General features: G+C 31.3%; 18 protein-coding genes and 4 pseudogenes. 5 read left to right on the top strand and 17 right to left on the bottom strand.

The window, feature by feature from the left end:
- Positions 1–98: 98 nt before the first annotated feature.
- A pseudogene (locus AC0L8O_RS28495) lies at positions 99–345 on the top strand (hypothetical protein); the annotation flags it as partial.
- Positions 346–931: 586 nt separating this feature from the next.
- Here AC0L8O_RS28495 and AC0L8O_RS28490 read toward each other — a convergent pair.
- Both AC0L8O_RS28490 and AC0L8O_RS28485 read right to left on the bottom strand, forming a co-directional pair.
- Positions 932–1,711 carry a cysteine peptidase family C39 domain-containing protein gene (locus AC0L8O_RS28490; RefSeq protein ID WP_473449985.1) on the bottom strand — a complete coding sequence of 260 codons (780 nt, stop codon included), beginning with the start codon at positions 1,709–1,711 and terminating at the stop codon, positions 932–934.
- On the bottom strand, positions 1,696–1,965 hold the full coding sequence (locus tag AC0L8O_RS28485) for a hypothetical protein (RefSeq protein ID WP_473449983.1): 270 nt from the start codon (positions 1,963–1,965) through the stop codon (positions 1,696–1,698). Before AC0L8O_RS28485 ends, AC0L8O_RS28490 begins: the two co-directional genes overlap by 16 nt.
- A 1,080-nt stretch (positions 1,966–3,045) precedes the next feature.
- On the opposite strand from AC0L8O_RS28485, the gene AC0L8O_RS28480 reads away from it, so the two are divergent.
- Both AC0L8O_RS28480 and AC0L8O_RS28475 read left to right on the top strand, forming a co-directional pair.
- Entirely contained in the window at positions 3,046–3,618 is a 573-nt protein-coding gene (locus tag AC0L8O_RS28480; protein WP_251685466.1) for a hypothetical protein, read from the top strand.
- A 246-nt stretch (positions 3,619–3,864) separates the two neighbouring features.
- Complete coding sequence (locus AC0L8O_RS28475) at positions 3,865–4,284, top strand: NUDIX hydrolase (RefSeq protein ID WP_251685465.1); 420 nt, start codon at positions 3,865–3,867, stop codon at positions 4,282–4,284.
- Between the two features lie 310 nt (positions 4,285–4,594).
- Here the strand turns inward: AC0L8O_RS28475 and AC0L8O_RS28470 are convergent, their stop codons facing one another.
- From AC0L8O_RS28470 to AC0L8O_RS28430, 9 genes are all read right to left on the bottom strand, one after another.
- The gene (locus AC0L8O_RS28470; RefSeq protein ID WP_251685464.1) at positions 4,595–4,933 is read right to left on the bottom strand and encodes a DUF3895 domain-containing protein; all 339 of its coding nucleotides are present in this window, start codon (positions 4,931–4,933) and stop codon (positions 4,595–4,597) included.
- 240 nt (positions 4,934–5,173) lie between these two features.
- Positions 5,174–6,301, bottom strand: a complete 1,128-nt coding sequence (xerS, locus tag AC0L8O_RS28465) for a tyrosine recombinase XerS (RefSeq protein ID WP_251685463.1) — start codon at positions 6,299–6,301, stop codon at positions 5,174–5,176.
- Positions 6,302–6,396: 95 nt separating this feature from the next.
- The gene (locus AC0L8O_RS28460; RefSeq protein ID WP_473449981.1) at positions 6,397–6,618 is read right to left on the bottom strand and encodes a HepT-like ribonuclease domain-containing protein; all 222 of its coding nucleotides are present in this window, start codon (positions 6,616–6,618) and stop codon (positions 6,397–6,399) included.
- A gap of 135 nt (positions 6,619–6,753) precedes the next feature.
- Positions 6,754–7,500, bottom strand: coding sequence for a Fic family protein (locus tag AC0L8O_RS28455; RefSeq protein WP_473449979.1), 747 nt, complete (start codon positions 7,498–7,500; stop codon positions 6,754–6,756).
- A 73-nt stretch (positions 7,501–7,573) separates the two neighbouring features.
- Positions 7,574–7,930, bottom strand: coding sequence for a hypothetical protein (locus AC0L8O_RS28450; RefSeq protein ID WP_473449977.1), 357 nt, complete (start codon positions 7,928–7,930; stop codon positions 7,574–7,576).
- A 49-nt stretch (positions 7,931–7,979) separates the two neighbouring features.
- A complete protein-coding gene (gene hepT, locus AC0L8O_RS28445) occupies positions 7,980–8,402 on the bottom strand; it encodes a type VII toxin-antitoxin system HepT family RNase toxin (protein ID WP_473449975.1) in 423 nt (140 codons plus the stop codon).
- Positions 8,392–8,832, bottom strand: coding sequence for a type VII toxin-antitoxin system MntA family adenylyltransferase antitoxin (mntA, locus tag AC0L8O_RS28440; RefSeq protein WP_473449973.1), 441 nt, complete (start codon positions 8,830–8,832; stop codon positions 8,392–8,394). Before mntA ends, hepT begins: the two co-directional genes overlap by 11 nt.
- 225 nt (positions 8,833–9,057) lie before the next feature.
- Entirely contained in the window at positions 9,058–9,474 is a 417-nt protein-coding gene (locus tag AC0L8O_RS28435; RefSeq protein ID WP_251685785.1) for a hypothetical protein, read from the bottom strand.
- A 65-nt stretch (positions 9,475–9,539) separates the two neighbouring features.
- Positions 9,540–10,346, bottom strand: coding sequence for a hypothetical protein (locus AC0L8O_RS28430; RefSeq protein ID WP_251685784.1), 807 nt, complete (start codon positions 10,344–10,346; stop codon positions 9,540–9,542).
- 985 nt (positions 10,347–11,331) lie between these two features.
- Between AC0L8O_RS28430 and AC0L8O_RS28425 the strand changes: the two are divergent.
- Together AC0L8O_RS28425 and AC0L8O_RS28420 are read left to right on the top strand one after the other, a co-directional pair.
- Positions 11,332–11,661: pseudogene (locus AC0L8O_RS28425) on the top strand (four-helix bundle copper-binding protein).
- Between the two features lie 147 nt (positions 11,662–11,808).
- Positions 11,809–12,260: pseudogene (locus tag AC0L8O_RS28420) on the top strand (DUF305 domain-containing protein).
- 226 nt (positions 12,261–12,486) lie between these two features.
- On the opposite strand, the pseudogene AC0L8O_RS28415 reads toward AC0L8O_RS28420, so the two are convergent.
- The 6 genes and pseudogenes from AC0L8O_RS28415 to AC0L8O_RS28390 form a co-directional block, all read right to left on the bottom strand.
- Positions 12,487–12,687, bottom strand: a pseudogene (locus AC0L8O_RS28415) (multicopper oxidase domain-containing protein); the annotation flags it as partial.
- Between the two features lie 73 nt (positions 12,688–12,760).
- The gene (locus AC0L8O_RS28410) at positions 12,761–12,883 is read right to left on the bottom strand and encodes a hypothetical protein (RefSeq protein WP_285844314.1); all 123 of its coding nucleotides are present in this window, start codon (positions 12,881–12,883) and stop codon (positions 12,761–12,763) included.
- A 94-nt stretch (positions 12,884–12,977) separates the two neighbouring features.
- Positions 12,978–13,253, bottom strand: coding sequence for a hypothetical protein (locus AC0L8O_RS28405; RefSeq protein ID WP_251685782.1), 276 nt, complete (start codon positions 13,251–13,253; stop codon positions 12,978–12,980).
- Positions 13,254–13,511: 258 nt separating this feature from the next.
- On the bottom strand, positions 13,512–13,850 hold the full coding sequence (locus AC0L8O_RS28400; RefSeq protein WP_251685781.1) for a hypothetical protein: 339 nt from the start codon (positions 13,848–13,850) through the stop codon (positions 13,512–13,514).
- Between the two features lie 545 nt (positions 13,851–14,395).
- On the bottom strand, positions 14,396–14,986 hold the full coding sequence (locus AC0L8O_RS28395) for a YdhK family protein (protein WP_473450025.1): 591 nt from the start codon (positions 14,984–14,986) through the stop codon (positions 14,396–14,398).
- A gap of 89 nt (positions 14,987–15,075) precedes the next feature.
- Positions 15,076–15,993, bottom strand: a complete 918-nt coding sequence (locus AC0L8O_RS28390) for a F510_1955 family glycosylhydrolase (RefSeq protein WP_251685779.1) — start codon at positions 15,991–15,993, stop codon at positions 15,076–15,078.
- Positions 15,994–16,035 lie beyond the last annotated feature (42 nt).

The following is a 16,035-nucleotide window of genomic DNA, read 5'->3' as shown; positions in this document are numbered from 1 at the left end:
ATGGTAAAAATGTCAATGGAAAGGCTGGCTTTTTAAAATTTATTGTTATATAGCTGCTTTCAGTTAATTTTTATCCCAGAAAATAAAACGTCTACTTACTAAAAAAGTGCCTCTTAGGGGTTCTGCTTCAATGGCAAGATCAACTGACTGAAGAAAAGGTAGAAAATGATGTGAATGGTTCCCTGAGACCGCAAAGTGGTGGGCAGTTCTAGGAAATTTATCACTTATAACGCCTATCACATTGAACAAATCGTTTATATTCGGAAACTACAAAATAGCTTGAAAACTAATATTAAAGGAGGCAACTTACATTTCTTTGTTCCGCTATTGAAGCGCAAGTGTTGAAGATCTAATTTTAATTATTTCTAATTTAGCTGAGTTAATTCCTATTCAAGTTGAACATAAAGAGAGGGAGGAAACTCCCTATTATTCTTGATGATTAAACTTCGTGTAAAAGGAACACTATATTGGGAGTGGAAGGATCTGATATAAAAAATATTTACTCTCATACATTTTTGAAGTCAAAATCTGGCAGTGCGAAGAGCGTAGGGGTCCTTAGATACTGCTTCCGAAATTGAAAAGGAAAGAAATTTGACTGGAAAAATGTCTAGAATCCGATAGGAACGCAAAGCCCCACAAAAAGAAATAAAACAGTAAATGGAAGAATTAACAAAAACTATTTAATTGAATCGCAGAAAGAAAAATTACATGAAAGAAAACATACTTACAGGAGCAATTGAAATATCCAACACAATGGAAAATAAAAAGATATTAAGATATATAGATAATCTAAATAAAAGAACACTACATATGTGTTTTATATTATGTAATGTCCATTTATTAAATACCTGTTTATTATTTAGGTCACAGGTTTGTTCTATGTTAAACATAAAATTAAGATAGACTCTCTCACTGCAAGAAAAAAAATAAATTATTCATCCATAATTGAAAATAGGAGAGTATAGAATAACTTCTCTTTTTCATAAATATCTTCTATATATTCTATTACAGATTCCTTTGTCTTTAGTAGATACACATCCTTGTAAACAGATTTAGCAATGATATTCCTTATTAAAGTCCAATTATTCACAATAATATCTATAGAGTTTTCCATTTCTCTTTTGTAATTTTCGGGATATAACCCATATTTACCTAAGATTAAATATTGATATTTTTGGGATGTTTTACGTTGCACTGTACTGGTCAATGCACTTATAATAGCCTCATCATTTTTTATACTATGTTGGATATCTTGAAAGTTACGCAAATTTTCTAAATTATTTAATATTCTATATTTGTCATTTAACATTTTCAAAGAAAATTCCTTAACTTGGCATAACATATTTTCTTTTTGATTAAAATTATTAAAAGAACTTTTCGTAAAAACACGAGTAGTAGCATTTTTATTATCAGATATATTACAATAGTCAAATAGACCTTTATAATACACAAAAATATCTTCATAACTCATAACATACTCACTATACCCATTAAAATCATCTAAAAAATTAATAGTTTTGTTAATGTCATTATATCCATATACTAAAATCGCATGTTTTCCATCATGTTTTTTCAAATAATATTCCTTTCTACCCTTTTGATAATACATATCAATATTAACTAAAATTGGTGAACCGTATTCTATATTTTCACGTATAAAATTAAGTAAGTTTTCTGGACTAGGGGTATAATAAGTTATTTCAATACCCATTTTTTTAGGACGAAATCGAGATCATTAAGATGTTCTATTCTGACCCGTAAATACCCTGTTGGATAAGCAATTTTTGAAATATGTTCATAGTAGAAGAAGGGGTTTGCGATTATTGGAAATGAGCTCATTTTGAAATAATTTACTACTGATAATATTGGTGTATACAAACAATTAACAAACGGATCTCTATTATTTCCGGTCATTTTTCTAATCCCCTCAAATTGCTGAATATCTAAAATCCTTTTTCTTTGCATTAAATTCACCTACTGTAGTTTTATATAATGATTTAACTGGTATATGATTTAAAATAGAGATCTTCCAATAAAAATTATAAAATAACACCTGAGACACTTCAGCCTAAAATAGTCAATTAAATTGTTTTGTTTATAATCTCTGGTGGTTATTTTTGGTTACTTAACTGATAATCTATGAAAAATAAAAGCGTTGTGCATCAGCTTACTTAATTTCTTTCGGTATTCTCTTTGGTTACAGTATTTTTAAACAGCAAGCTGGTTTATTTTTTTATGCAACGAACTTTCTATTTATATTTTATAACATTAGAGGAGTGTATAATATTATAAATATGCCCAAAATAGATGTACCTATAATTCTATTTCATTTACATCGCGCAAGCCCTTACAAAACCGTTTTTTATGCATTATATCAATAAAACTGAAAAATATTTGAACAGTGTCTGAAATGATTATTCTAAAGAAGCTTTTAAAGAAAGATATAGGATTGTAAGGGATTGTTTGTATGATGAAAATGGGATTCTAAAACTTGAATTAAACTGTACTGCTAATGAGGAATATAAATTTAATGTTATTTTTATGCTTGTTGAAAAAGGTTTTATAACCAAAATTAGTCAAAGTCCTTCTATAAGAGATTTTGATAAATAATGCATAAAAAAGATATAAGTCAATTATCAAGGATAAGTTCACTAGAGACGAGCAAAATACTTCGATTGACTTAAAATTTCATGGAATTGGCATTGGTTCTTTTGTGTATTTACGTTGAATCTTTGAACGATTAATTTACGAACAATATGAGGTTTTTTTACAAGAAAATCCAGCTTCTAATAAAAATGAATTTCCTAAACATATGCATGAAAAAATCGATTATCTTAAAGGTTATTTACCTCCTTTATTAGTTAACAACAAGAATACATTATACACAATTTTAAGTAAGGGGATTCATCAATTATCAGAAGAAGAGTGTTTGGATAACTATGATACAGTTTATGCTGCTATAATCATAATTCTTGAAAAAACTTGAGAGTGATGAGAATTAAGGAGAAATAAATACGTGTTTCTTATGTCTTATGGGGATTATTTATGTCACATAACAAGTGGAAGTTTGGTTGTTTTTCTATTTTATTCGGATATTTGTACGGGCTACTGTATCTGGGTTACCTCCTTTTTATTATTCTTGCACATTCTTCGTATAGTATTATAAGTATGCCTGCTATTCTCCTTCCATTTATTTTATTTCTATTAACTATACTAATTATATGGAAACGAGTCGATATAAAAAATGATAGAAAAGCAAAGGAGAATTTCAACTTTATAATTATTATGGGTACTATACCTTTTTTAATCTGTGTAGTTATATTAGAGATAAATGAATATAAAACGAACTTTACAACAGAAAAATGGGTTGAAAATATGTCAGAAAGAGTGTATATGGTTGACGATTTATTAAGCTCGCATGATTTAAAAGGAAAGACTAAAAGTGAAGTTAAGACATTACTAGGTCCACCAACTGACACAGAATATTTTAAAAGTGAAAAAAATTTTGTGTATTATCTTGGAAATGAAAGAGGGATTATTTCTATTGATAGTGAATGGCTAGTAATTGATTTTGACAACAGTGAAAAAGTAAAGGATTATGTTGTGCGTACAGATTAGTAGGTTATGATCTCCAACCACCACTGGGTGCAAGTTTAAATGGTTATCTTCCGCAATAGAGTGCCTTTCTGGAACAAAGAAAGGCGCTTATCTCAGTTTGAAGATATGTAATTTGAAGAATATATCAATTATCAGGAAATTCAAGTAAATGCAAATTTAAACAAAATTAGCAGCTATAAACATGGGGAGGAAAATGGATGTTACTTGTAGAAAGTTAAATCAATCTTTTGTTGGGGGTACTCAAAAATGTTTATTGTAAATGTTGAAGGTGCTATAAGAAAAAATGATAAGTGGCTAATAATTGAAAGAAGTAAAAATGAGGAACATGCTGGTGGCCTACTTTCACTTGTTGGTGGGAAGGTGGACATAGAAGGAAATTCATCAGATATATTAGAAAGAACAGTAAAACGTGAAATATTAGAAGAAGTCGGTGTAAATATAAAAGACAGGTTAACTTATGTACGCAGTACATCTTTCGTAACAGACTCTGGTGAAAATGTAGTGGATATTGTTTTTCTTTGTGAATATGATTCTGGTGAGGCATTTCCAAAAAACCCTGATGAGGTAGAAGAGGTGTTATGGTTAACTACTAAAGAAGTATTCGACCATCCAAATTCGCCTATTTATTTAAAAGAAAGTGTTATACATGCCGAGGAGTTGATTTGATACATTATTGATAAATAACTTTTCAACGAGTATGGAAATAAAATCGATATGCTAAAATATAGTATGTAAAGTTTTGCTCAATTATGATCTTCTACAATCAAGCGCGATTGATCAAAAAGTAAAAGGAGTGAAACATATTACACATAACAAATAAGTTTCACTCCTTATTTTTTATGACTTTGTACCATTTAGGTCTTGATAAGATCTTATCGTAATAAGCCTTGTAGTCATACACTATCTAACTAAATCGAATTCACTATTTTCTTCATCTTAATTTTTATGTTGCCCAAAATATCATATCCTCACATCTTTAAAATAAACTCATTTGAAGTTCATCCCTTTTGTCACCTGTATTATGTTCTTTCTCAGTCACAACATACTCTTTATTCCATTCCTCCGAAATATCAACAGATAGGACTTCATATTTGCAATCTTCTTGATTTCTTTCAATTGCCTCTAAATGACCGGTTCTATGTAACTTTTCAAGGTATTTCACTACATCTGTATATAACTTTGGTCTACCTGTAGAATAAGTATCTCTTGAAAAACCATGATCTGCAATAAGGTGATTGCATAGCTCTGTTGCAGACATTCTAGAATTTTTCTCTAAATACTGATTTATATAGGAATTAGCTGATTTAGCAGTCAAATAATTTTCCACCTTTATTTTACGATTTTGTTTTTATATGTTGGGATAAAGATATGTTTCGAATATATAATATAAGGTCCCAATAGCCAAGTAAGTAGATAGCGTTTATATTTTTTTATTATTATCTAAAATCCTTGAGGTTCAATAAAAGTTGATACAAAACTCCTGCACCCATAATAAATAGTAATTATTTTATTTATCAGAATAAGAGTACCCTGATATAACAAAATACCGATTCAACTATTCTAAATCTTTTAATCGTTTCCTACGTTCGGATAACGCCTCTGCAGCTTTACGAGCCTTTTCTTGACTAGTGTGAACATATAATAAGGCTGTAGTTTCAGATGTATGTCCAAGTTGCTCCATAACAAGAGAGAGGTCTTTAGTTTCATCCATTAAATTTGTCGCATAGGTATGTCGTAATTTATGTGGAGACATACTGCGTTTTCCTTTATTAAAAGCTTTAGTATATTTTCTTACTAAATCCTGAATAGTTCTGACAGTAGCAGGGGAGAAGGCTTTATTATATTTGGAAAGAAATAAGTATTCATGCTCTGCGTTAGTACCTTTATATTTCTCATTCCTTGTTTGCAAGTATGCCTCTATGTCTTCCATGACTTCTGCAAAAACTGTCACAATATCTTTCTTATCACCTTTCCTTATAACAGATATCGTGTTTTTTTCAAAATTTAGGTCTCTAATTCTAAGTTCAGCGATCTCATTTACACGTATACCGCTGCCAAGAAGAAGGGAGAGGATAGCATAATCTCTTTCTTTATCTCTCAAAAAATATGACAATTGACGTTCAGAGAGTTCTTTCTCATACTCATTTTTAACATAATACAGAAAATCAATGTCTGTATCATCTTGAAAGATGGTATTGGCCATCTTATTACTTCTTGCATTTAAAGATTCCTTTTCTTTAATGACAGGTATTTTTTGCATTACATTACGGTGAAACAAAGGTTCTCCATCTGTACCTTCATATTGAGTAGTAAGGTATTTAAACAGGGATCTTAAAGCTGATTTTTTTCTGTTAATGATAGCCTTTGAACGAGTTTTCTTTTCATGCTTGGATACATTATATTCTTCTTCTTCGACTTTTCTAAAGTATGCTTTGGCATAATCTAAAGGAAGAGTAGCTAAAACTTCATGGGGAATGTCCTTAATTTGTTTAGCTTCTGAAATTCCTTCTTCTATTAACCAATTAAAGAAGTGCCGATAATCTGATAAATAATTTAATAGGGTAGAGGGAGATCGTTTGTTATCCTCCATAGCAAACACATAATCCTTAACATATTCCGGCATAAAAGAATATAATGCTTTATATTTTTCTTTATGTTTTTGATGTTGTCTAGTATTAGCCAATAAAGCACTTCCTTTCATAATTGTCGAATTATGTCGAATTTCGTGTAAAATACAATTTTTACGTGTAGTTGTTTACATAATAAATTTATTGTCAATTAATATAATAGTATTGATCTTGTATATTCCTTAAAATCTATCAGATGATCTTCAACTAATGTTTGTAAGGTAGATAAATTGGTCACTTGGAAATCATAAACAGCAATATTTCTAAAACCCACTAAGAACTTCATTTTTTGAACGATTGAAGAGGGGAGAATATATGCTGTTTCTAGTATTTTAAAAGCATCTAGACTGTTTTGTGGTAATTCAATTTTCATTTTTAGCTACAATATGTATTGCCGAATCAATACTTGCTTCACACTCACACTACAAGTAAAACAGACTCACTTTCTTGAACATAACTTAAATTTATTAAAAATCATGCAATTAAAGTGATGAAAAGTAATGTCACATCACGGTGTTTCAGGGTTTCTCAGTATTGCGCTTAAATATAGATCCAGAGAATCATTAACTTGTTGAGCGACCAATTGGATGAAATCAGAATAATCTTCTGTTTTATGTGATATATCAAGTGCCTCATAATAAGTTAATCGATTCTCCACTTTTATAACAACTGGTGGAAAACCATCTTTCATCAACTCTAAATTTAACAGTAAGCGTGATGTTCTTCCATTTCCATCAATAAATGGATGAATACCAACAAAAAAAGCATGTAACATCGCACCACGTACAACAGGATGAAGCTTAATTCCCTCAGCGTGATACCAATTCATCATCAGCATCATTTTTTCAGAAATCAAGTAGTGGGCTGGTGGAGTATGTTTTGCACCTGAAATGGATACTTGTTGATCACGATAAACCCCAGCATATTCATCATCAATTCCTTTTAGTACAAGCCGATGCAAATTTTTAATTTGCCATTCAGATAGGGGATCCCTTTTATTGACAAGTTCTTCAACATACTGAATAGCATCACGATGATTTATGACTTCGAGGTGTTCTCGTATGGTTTTTCCACCTACTGTTATTCCTTCTAACACAATTTTTGTTTCAGTCATAGTAAGTGTATTACCTTCAATTGCATTTGAATTGTAAGTCCAATCAAGCAACATCTTTTCCCGAAGACTTTTTAATGTGTATTTTGGCAAAGGGCGTGCTGCATCTAATGCAGCCTTTTTACGATTGATTTCATCAAACATTGTTTATCATCCTTTGCAATAACATAATTTTGATAAAATAAATTATTATTGCTCATCTGGATAGTAGAGATATTTACGAAAGAACAATATCTCTATGTTTTAAGGATTCACCTTTAAAACGAAGCCATATTTCATCATCCGCCATTACTCCATGTGTTTTACGAACAATTCCCCACCGATTATAAATATTCAAACCGAGGGCATTCAATAATTCACCAGCATTGGCTCTAGAAGGGGAAAATACACGCCACTTTAGCCATTTTTCTAGTTCTTCTTTGGTTATAAACCCCTTTGGATTAGGAGAAAATTGTTTATTAAAACCTTCAATATAATTAATAACGTATGGTTTGTCACTTCCAGGTGGTTTTAGATCTACTTTTGCAATAATATCATCAAAAAACATTACATCAAATTTCATATAATCGATCAAATTATCACCTTTAATTTTTCTCCGCTACTGACACTTGTAGGGGGATATTTTATGAATTTGTAGTTTCTTTATACATTAGAAGCGTTCTTGTATACACCATAAAATCTACAAGATGATCTTCAACGATTTTTTGTAAGATAACTAAATTTATCTCTTGGTAATCATGAACAGCAATGTTTCTAAAACCAACCATTGCTTTCATTTTTTGACCTAGAGAAGAGGGGATAATAGCTGTAGTTTCTAGGAGTGTAAAAGCATCTCTGCTGCTTTGTGGTAAACCCAGTTTCTTTTCAGCGACTATATGCATGGCCAAATCAATACTTGCTTCACAAGCGCGTTGCAAATTAAGTACAATTGAGTCTTGCTTAGTGTAATTTTTCAGATTTTCCGGATTATTATCATATTCATCTCTAACTCTTTTAACACATCGTTCAATAATGCTTATTTTATTTAAAATAACGTCATTCTTCATTGAAAATAGACCCACTTTCCTGTACATTATCGATAACAAATTGTCGTTCTTCATTTAATTTTGCATACATTTTTAGAGTCTTCATTTCATAATGCATACGTTTTTTATTATTTAAACAGTAAATGACTTGGCCTGTACTAACAATTTGTCCTTGGAATACTGTCGAAGCTTTCTTTAAATCAATTAAATCTACATCAATATTAATAATTCCAGCTAATTCTTGTGCCAACATAAAGATTTGATATTCATCTAATTGTTGATCAGATAGATATGCTATATCAACATCACTGTTTATATTAGATGTCCCCTTAATAGTCGAACCAAATATGTATACTAAGTCAGGAGAAACTTTTTTCATTAAAAAGTTAATGATTTCGGACTGCATTTTATTATCCAATGGAAAAACCTCCATAATTTGGCTTATATTCATTATAGCAAACATTTGTTTTGTTATCTATATTTAATTATTCGTAAAAGGAATATTTTACACGAAGTTAAGACATCAATGATATAGGTAGTTTCCTCCCTCTTTTCACACTGTACAACGAATGGACCAATTAATTACGCTTATTAATTCGTTTCATATTTTTTTATCAAAAAACAAGAAAGAAAATGTTCTTTTAAAGAAGTTTTCCATCTTGTCGAATTTAATGTTTTATTTATCTGTTTTTGGAGTCAGAATTATATTCTCTTCTGATTGATTATTCCATTCAATTGAAAATGTAATTTTATCATTTTCTGTAATTATTAATTCTCTAAGCGGTTCCTTTTTAACTATTCTACCTTTAGTCAGTGACTGTTCTCCACCTGTTCCAAACTTGTTACCGTTGAGAAGCCATTTCACTCTTTCTGGAGCATCTTCTTCATAAAGGTAAGATATCTCTGTCGTAAGAGAATATGCTTCATCGCCTGTTTCAACCATTTTTGCTGATACATTCCAATTTTCGGATTTACCCTCAAAATGATATTCTTCACTTCTATAATCGCCTTTATAAATGGTACTGGCTACAATATAAATTGCAGCTAAAATAATAATAGATATTATGATATAAACCAAAGTTGATTTTCGCATAAAATTCTCCTTAATTTTATTTTATACATCTATAATAATTAATGAGAATTAAAGGTGCAATATAATTAATTTGTTACATTATTTACAAATGATAATGACCATTTACTTGAGCCACGTGTTAATGTTGCGACACTTTTGTGTCCAACAACAGTTACATCAGCATCAATATTAACACCTACCCAATTACTAGGAACTGCATAAGAATAAGTAGTACCACTTGGATATTGAACTTTACTATTTTGCGTAACACCTGAGCCTGTCCCACAGTTTCTTCCTGTTGCTCCATAATTCACTGACTTTGTTCCGATGGACACACTTGTGTCTAGACGAGTCCAACCACCAGTAACAGATGTTAAATCAATACAACTATTATTTGTCCGAGAGAAATTATTAGTTGAGTATGCTCTAACGCTAACAGAACTATCAGTTTTTGTTCCAGAATCACTATCTGCTGCTAATGTCGAGATAAGGTCTTCTTCTTTTACTTCTGCAAATTCAGTTACTGCGAACACTTCGGTTTTATCACCGTCTGTTTCATAAACTTCAATTAGTTCACTTGTCGCAAGTGTTTCTATCTGAGCTTCTGCTTTGCTACCGTCACTTGTTTTCTTATCACCTGTTAATGTTACCTCTTCGTTGGTGAATTCTTCAAGTTCGTTTTCAGACAAGAACCCTTCTTCATTTTCAGCCATCTTATATAACTTGTTTATATCTTTAGTTGGCTCTTTCTTGTACAAGACTTCTGATTTACTTGTTTTAGGTTTAAGACAGTTACTAGAACTATCTCCTAATTCAGTGGCATTGATTGGTGAAACTGAAATTACAGATGATGCAACTAGAGAAACTAATAATGCTGAAACTATTTTTTTCATGTTAACCCTCCTATTTTTTTGGTACAAAGATATATACTAATCATATAATGGATTTTACCTCCTATAAATTGAAAAAAAGTAAAATTAGTAGTATTTTACTAATTGTTTAAAATGATATTATGTTCCTATTTTTGCAGATTATTTGGTAAAAAAATACTAAATCAAACATAGTGAATCGCAATGCTTATGATGGTAACCATTTTTAGATAAAAATAGTAATTTGTTAAAATAATAGGGGGGATATTTAGTGACTTTAGATATATCCCTCAGAATATATTGTATAAAAATACAGCAATAACAACTCTTAAGCAGTAGCACCCTAATCTTTAAGTACAAGTACTGCAATTCAAAAAAGGTTACAGGTACATCTTGATAAACGTTATTGTCCATATTTTTGTCATGTGGCTAACTTTTCATGTTTTATTTAACCCCAAAAAGCCCCCTTCTATTTTAGAAAGGAGCTTAATAACACTTCACTTTGTACAGAAAAGAGAGATTTTACACGAAGTTTATTTAAAAACAGAAGAGAGAGTTTCCTCCCTCTTCTGTTCTTGTACAAGGTCAAAAAATTATGTCAAAAAAGATAAGAAACAATGTACAAGTTTTTATTATTAAAAATTAGGCTCTGTTATACTTTCTTGTTGATTTCCGTTACAGGCATTCGCTTTCCGTGGACAGTCAGAGAGCCTCTTCGGCGCAAGCGCTAGGGAACTCCTCCTTCTCTCTTATAAAATGCATTTCACTTTTATGCAAAACGAATAATCGTTTAACTATTTTTAAAAGTAATTTATTTATCACTATAAAAGAACTTTATAACTTGGTTATTCAACACTACACTATGCTCTTTTCCTATCACCAAATAATTTGTTGCGAAAAATTCCCCTAACTTAAAATGTGCAGATTTTAAGGAGTTTAAGGAAATACGTTATTTTTGAAAGTGGACGGGTACTATTAATAATGTAAAAAAATAAGGAGGTATTATTATATGTTAAATCAACAATATAAAGAATGTATCCGGGCATGTTTAGAATGTATGTAGGCTTGTAATGCTTGTTATCATGCTTGCCTTAACGAAGAAGATGTAACGATGATGTCAAACTGCATTCGTCTAGATATAGAGTGTGCGGATATTTGTAGTTTTGCAGCAAACGCAATGCAATCTAATAGTCCTTTTGCTGAACAAATTTGTAAATTGTGTGCTGAAATATGTGAGGCATGTGGAAAAGAGTGTGAAAAACATGAGCAGAATCATTGTAAAAAATGTGCCGAGTCTTGCTTTAGTTGTGCAGAGGCATGTCGCCAAATGGCTTCATAAACTGGACAAGATATTGGGTGAAAAGTATATGTGTAAATATCAATATAATTAGCTTTGATTATTAATTTAAATTTCCAACAAAGTACACATGCCTACCTTATTATAGGGTAAAAAACTATGTAAATAGTCTTGAAGGGAGTAGCTATCATGAAACAATACCTTAAATTTGCTGGGATGATTATAACTTCAACAATTGTTATGTTCCTTTTTAAATATTTAAGCACATACAGTCTTGACCATGTCTATTTTAGTGAAACAAGGCTGTATATGGCTCTGTTGATGGGGGCTACAATGACTATAATTATGTTAGGGTTTATGTATCGTATGCTAAAAAACCGAAAATTAAATATTGGCATTGCAGTTGTTAGTGTTCTTGTTTTTCTTTTTCGCTTTTCCTTTTACGAAGTCAAACACTAGTAGATGATACCGACTATATGGAAGCCATGATTCCCCATCATTCAATTGCAATACTTACTAGTGAAAGAGCTAAAATAACAGATCCAAGAGTACGTGAATTAGCAGATGAAATCATAAAAGCTCAACGTAAAGAAATTGATGAAATGAAGACATTAATTGAGGACCTTCAAGATGAAGAATAATTTCCTATCTTATTCTTAAATAATATTTAATTTGGGGCTGTTGACGAATATCCCTCCAAACAAAAAAGAAGATGAATATTTACTAGATGTAAGGTTCATCTTCTTTTTCTTTCTCTATATGCTAATTAAGGAATCCTCTCTAAATTTCTTGACTTTTTTCTTTTATCTTTAACTTTAACATGTCTGTCATGTGTCATGTTTAACGTCTACTCCCTGTTTATATCAACTACTCCTTAACCTCAAATTGTTCCATCATACCTGCATCTTCATGTTCTACGATATGGAAATGGTACATAAACATTGCTTCTTGATCAAAAGTTACTATTCCTATTACTTTTACTTTTTCTCCTGGTTTCACGAGTATGGTATCTTTCCAACCTCTTTCATTAGGTTGTGGAGGATTTCCTTCTCTCTCAATTACCTGAAATTGAACACCATGTGCAGGTTTACGATTTCATTAATTCGATCCATATTCATTTGCTTTCCATTTATTTACGTTCCTACTCATTCCTTGAACGTTGAACTAGACGAATCGCACTTACCTGATTAATTTCAGGGATGTCTATTAAGTTATCCGGAATTACATATTCTCTTTTTTCATTTTCGGTAAAAACGAATTCCATAAACATCGTTCCCTGGTCAGCAAATAAACAACGTCACCTACTTCATAATTAGAAAAATCAATGATCACCGCAGCCCTTTCTGCTAAAATCAATATTAATCTATCCATATACATAATTTGGACATCGTACCCATAGCCGAGGCAGCAAGGGTCGGAACAATTAACCATACGCCAACTTTCACAGAAGGTAAGAAGTTCCAAATTTGATCTACAATTATTTTTCGATAGATTTGCGATTGTCTTGCAACTCCTTCATAACGCATATGCGATAGTTTTTGACCAGAATGTTCATTTGCTAGCTTAACAAATGATTCACAAATCTCCCTACCAAATGGGCTATCAAAACCAAACTCACATTTTAAAGATTTCATGTTTTTCCCCTTTTTAATACCAATGTACCTTAGTACTATAGATGAAAAGTTTGATGAAAATGTGGAGGATATAGGATAAAAGAGAATTAAGATCAAAAACTCTTAACTGAAAGTACAGATCGTTTAATTTAATTCCAAAAGTACATGATATAGATTAGGATAAGAATGCATACAAAAAATCCTTCAATTGGTAAAGAGCCTATATACCGTTAGCTTAAAAAAAGAAGCTTGCCATCGCACATTGTACGACTATAAAATTCAATTCATTGATCCTTCTCGTATATTTTTATCCTTGAATAAACGTGCATTTATAGCAACAAATACAGTCAACATACTGTAACCATATGCTACAACGGTCGCAAGAGCAATTAGAGTCATCATACCTGGATTTTTTAGTTTTAATTCATCTAAAGATCCTGATAAGAAAGGCTTACCTCCATAGAAAAAAATAAAAGTTGCCAATGCAAAAAGAAAATAATTAGCTCCTGGAAAGGTAAGTTCATAATTTAAAAATGATTGAATCATTGGTGATAGGACTAATATTGGAATAGTGACTAGAAATGAAATATAAAACCTCTTCTTAAAATCCTCAATCATATGCCCGTGATTATGTCCATGATGTCCATGGTTTTGTCATCCGTGCCCTTTGTTCGTGATGATTGTGAGTATTTTTACTTCCTTGATTATGATGATTACGTGAATGTTTAAATTGTTACTTGTTTTCTTCTGTATGAAGAGCATGAATTTCAGGTTTAAGACTCTTTTTCGTATGTGGCCCATCTTGTTTATCCATACAACTACCTCCTTAAACTTGTACTTAATTAACCAATATCTCTTTTTCATACATTCATAAATCATTATACCCATATAAGGTATAACAAAAACATCAGTTCTAAACAAAAGAATATATAGTTCTATGAAAGAAGCTAAACCAACGATTTGATAGTCTTCATATATTAATATGTTAAGATATACATATTCAAAATTTTCGGAGATATAGTGTTGTTAAAGTATAGCTTTATTAGAATTATTTTTGAGACTGCAATCTTTGATGAATAAACTTGGTTACACCCATGCAAAAAAGCTTATCCATCTTGGAATAAGCTCTTTTGGTAAGTAAAATATTTTATTTCTATTTAACTTTATTCAGCAGGTGATAGTTCACTATCTGTTACCCATTTATGATTTTTCACTTCTTCTCCCCCAGTAGTAGGAGTAAAATCAACCATATATACAGTTGTTTTTTCAGCTGTATCAATTTCAGCAGTTACTCCTTCCATACCTTCCATATGATCTGCATTAACTGTTACTTCTGTTCCAGGTTCTATTGGTGACTCACCAGCATCTTGTAGTTCTTCATGAATAACCCATTTATGATTTTTCACTTTTTCTCCCCCAGTTGTAGGAGTATACGAAATTGTATAAACAGTAGTATCATATGCACCTACAATCGTTGCTTCAGCACCTTTCATACCTTCCATATGAGCATCCGTAATTATCGCTTTACTTCCGATCTCATATTTAGGGTTTTCTGCCGTTTTTAAACCTTCAGGGACTTCACCAGAGCTAGACATATCCATATTACTATGATCCATGCCTTTCATGTCCTCATTCATATTTTCTTCAGTGCTTTCTGTACCTTCTGTGTTTTCATCATTAGCATTAGCGCAAGCTCCAAGTACTAAGAAAAGGGCTGCAAACAATAGGACTGCTATTCTTTTTTTAGCATATATACAACTCCTCCTTTTACGAATAGCATTATCATATCAAAAAAATGTGCAGAAATTATGGAGTAAGCTTAACCAGATAAAAAAGTAGTACTTTATTTTATATCCCCATTAGATAATATTTTATTCCACTTTTTTTGACCTTCATTTAGATAAACATCATTTTTTAAGGTAACAATCATCAGTTCTTCTTCTCTTAAAGAATTCGCTTCCAGATATATAGGGACGTTCCCACTATTCAGAGAAGGAGCTGTTAGTAAACGATCCTCCTGACTACTCAAAGTAACTTCGTGTAAACTAACCTTATCATTTTCAAGTATGGAAAAGATCATCGAATCTTCCTTAAATGTTAAGGACGTAACCATTGCCTCTGTTGGGATAAGTAAAAAATCATTTCCAAAGTTCTCTGATAGAAAGATCCCTTCCTCTGCATAGATAGCAATTATATTATCCTTTGATGGATGTATTTCAAATCCTCCGATAGAGCTAGATGTCATTCCGTTTAGTTTTAATTGTGTCCAGTCTTTCCCATTGTTCTTAGAGAAATAAAATCCTGGTCCTATCTTAGAGTTTTGATTTTCATTAAATACATAAACGGTCCCTTTTTCATAACTAGCACCCAAGTAGTGGAAATCAGTTTCTCCGTAGAAAGCAAGTTGTTCTAAACTTTCTCCTTTATCCGTACTTTCCACAAGACCTAAAGGATTTTTTAAATCGGAACCTTCTTCAGGATGTCCACTCGAATAAAAACCGTTTTTAGTTGGTTGAAATCCCATGTAGTCATGGTTATTTCTTGATGTTTTAAACCAAGTATTGTCTCTAAATTCTAAAGGACCATAATGAGTTGCAATTACAGGGGTCCCTTCAGGTCCCCAAAAACCTGCACCATGGATATGTTCTATTTTTTCATTATCAGCTTTTATAAAATACTCCTTAGGCTCATCATTTGAGCATGCTGCTAAAAGCAAAGCCATAGCTGGTATAGATAATAATCCCCATTTTAAATTGTTCATAAATGTAATCCTCTCTTAACTTTTGATTTTAAAAGATTAATA

This window comes from Metabacillus sp. KJ11-3, from assembly GCF_055808295.1.
This window is presented reverse-complemented; position numbering and strand designations above follow the sequence as displayed.

Coding starts and splice junctions, on each gene's coding strand:
- AC0L8O_RS28490 (WP_473449985.1), bottom strand. CDS start 1,711: ATGGGTATTGAAATAACTTATTATACCCCTAGTCCAGAAAACTTACTT.
- AC0L8O_RS28485 (WP_473449983.1), bottom strand. CDS start 1,965: ATGCAAAGAAAAAGGATTTTAGATATTCAGCAATTTGAGGGGATTAGA.
- AC0L8O_RS28480 (WP_251685466.1), top strand. CDS start 3,046: ATGTCACATAACAAGTGGAAGTTTGGTTGTTTTTCTATTTTATTCGGA.
- AC0L8O_RS28475 (WP_251685465.1), top strand. CDS start 3,865: ATGTTTATTGTAAATGTTGAAGGTGCTATAAGAAAAAATGATAAGTGG.
- AC0L8O_RS28460 (WP_473449981.1), bottom strand. CDS start 6,618: ATGAAAATTGAATTACCACAAAACAGTCTAGATGCTTTTAAAATACTA.
- AC0L8O_RS28455 (WP_473449979.1), bottom strand. CDS start 7,500: ATGTTTGATGAAATCAATCGTAAAAAGGCTGCATTAGATGCAGCACGC.
- hepT (WP_473449975.1), bottom strand. CDS start 8,402: ATGAAGAATGACGTTATTTTAAATAAAATAAGCATTATTGAACGATGT.
- mntA (WP_473449973.1), bottom strand. CDS start 8,832: ATGAATATAAGCCAAATTATGGAGGTTTTTCCATTGGATAATAAAATG.
- AC0L8O_RS28435 (WP_251685785.1), bottom strand. CDS start 9,474: ATGCGAAAATCAACTTTGGTTTATATCATAATATCTATTATTATTTTA.
- AC0L8O_RS28430 (WP_251685784.1), bottom strand. CDS start 10,346: ATGAAAAAAATAGTTTCAGCATTATTAGTTTCTCTAGTTGCATCATCT.
- AC0L8O_RS28410 (WP_285844314.1), bottom strand. CDS start 12,883: ATGGAATTCGTTTTTACCGAAAATGAAAAAAGAGAATATGTAATTCCG.
- AC0L8O_RS28405 (WP_251685782.1), bottom strand. CDS start 13,253: ATGAAATCTTTAAAATGTGAGTTTGGTTTTGATAGCCCATTTGGTAGG.
- AC0L8O_RS28400 (WP_251685781.1), bottom strand. CDS start 13,850: ATGATTGAGGATTTTAAGAAGAGGTTTTATATTTCATTTCTAGTCACT.
- AC0L8O_RS28390 (WP_251685779.1), bottom strand. CDS start 15,993: ATGAACAATTTAAAATGGGGATTATTATCTATACCAGCTATGGCTTTG.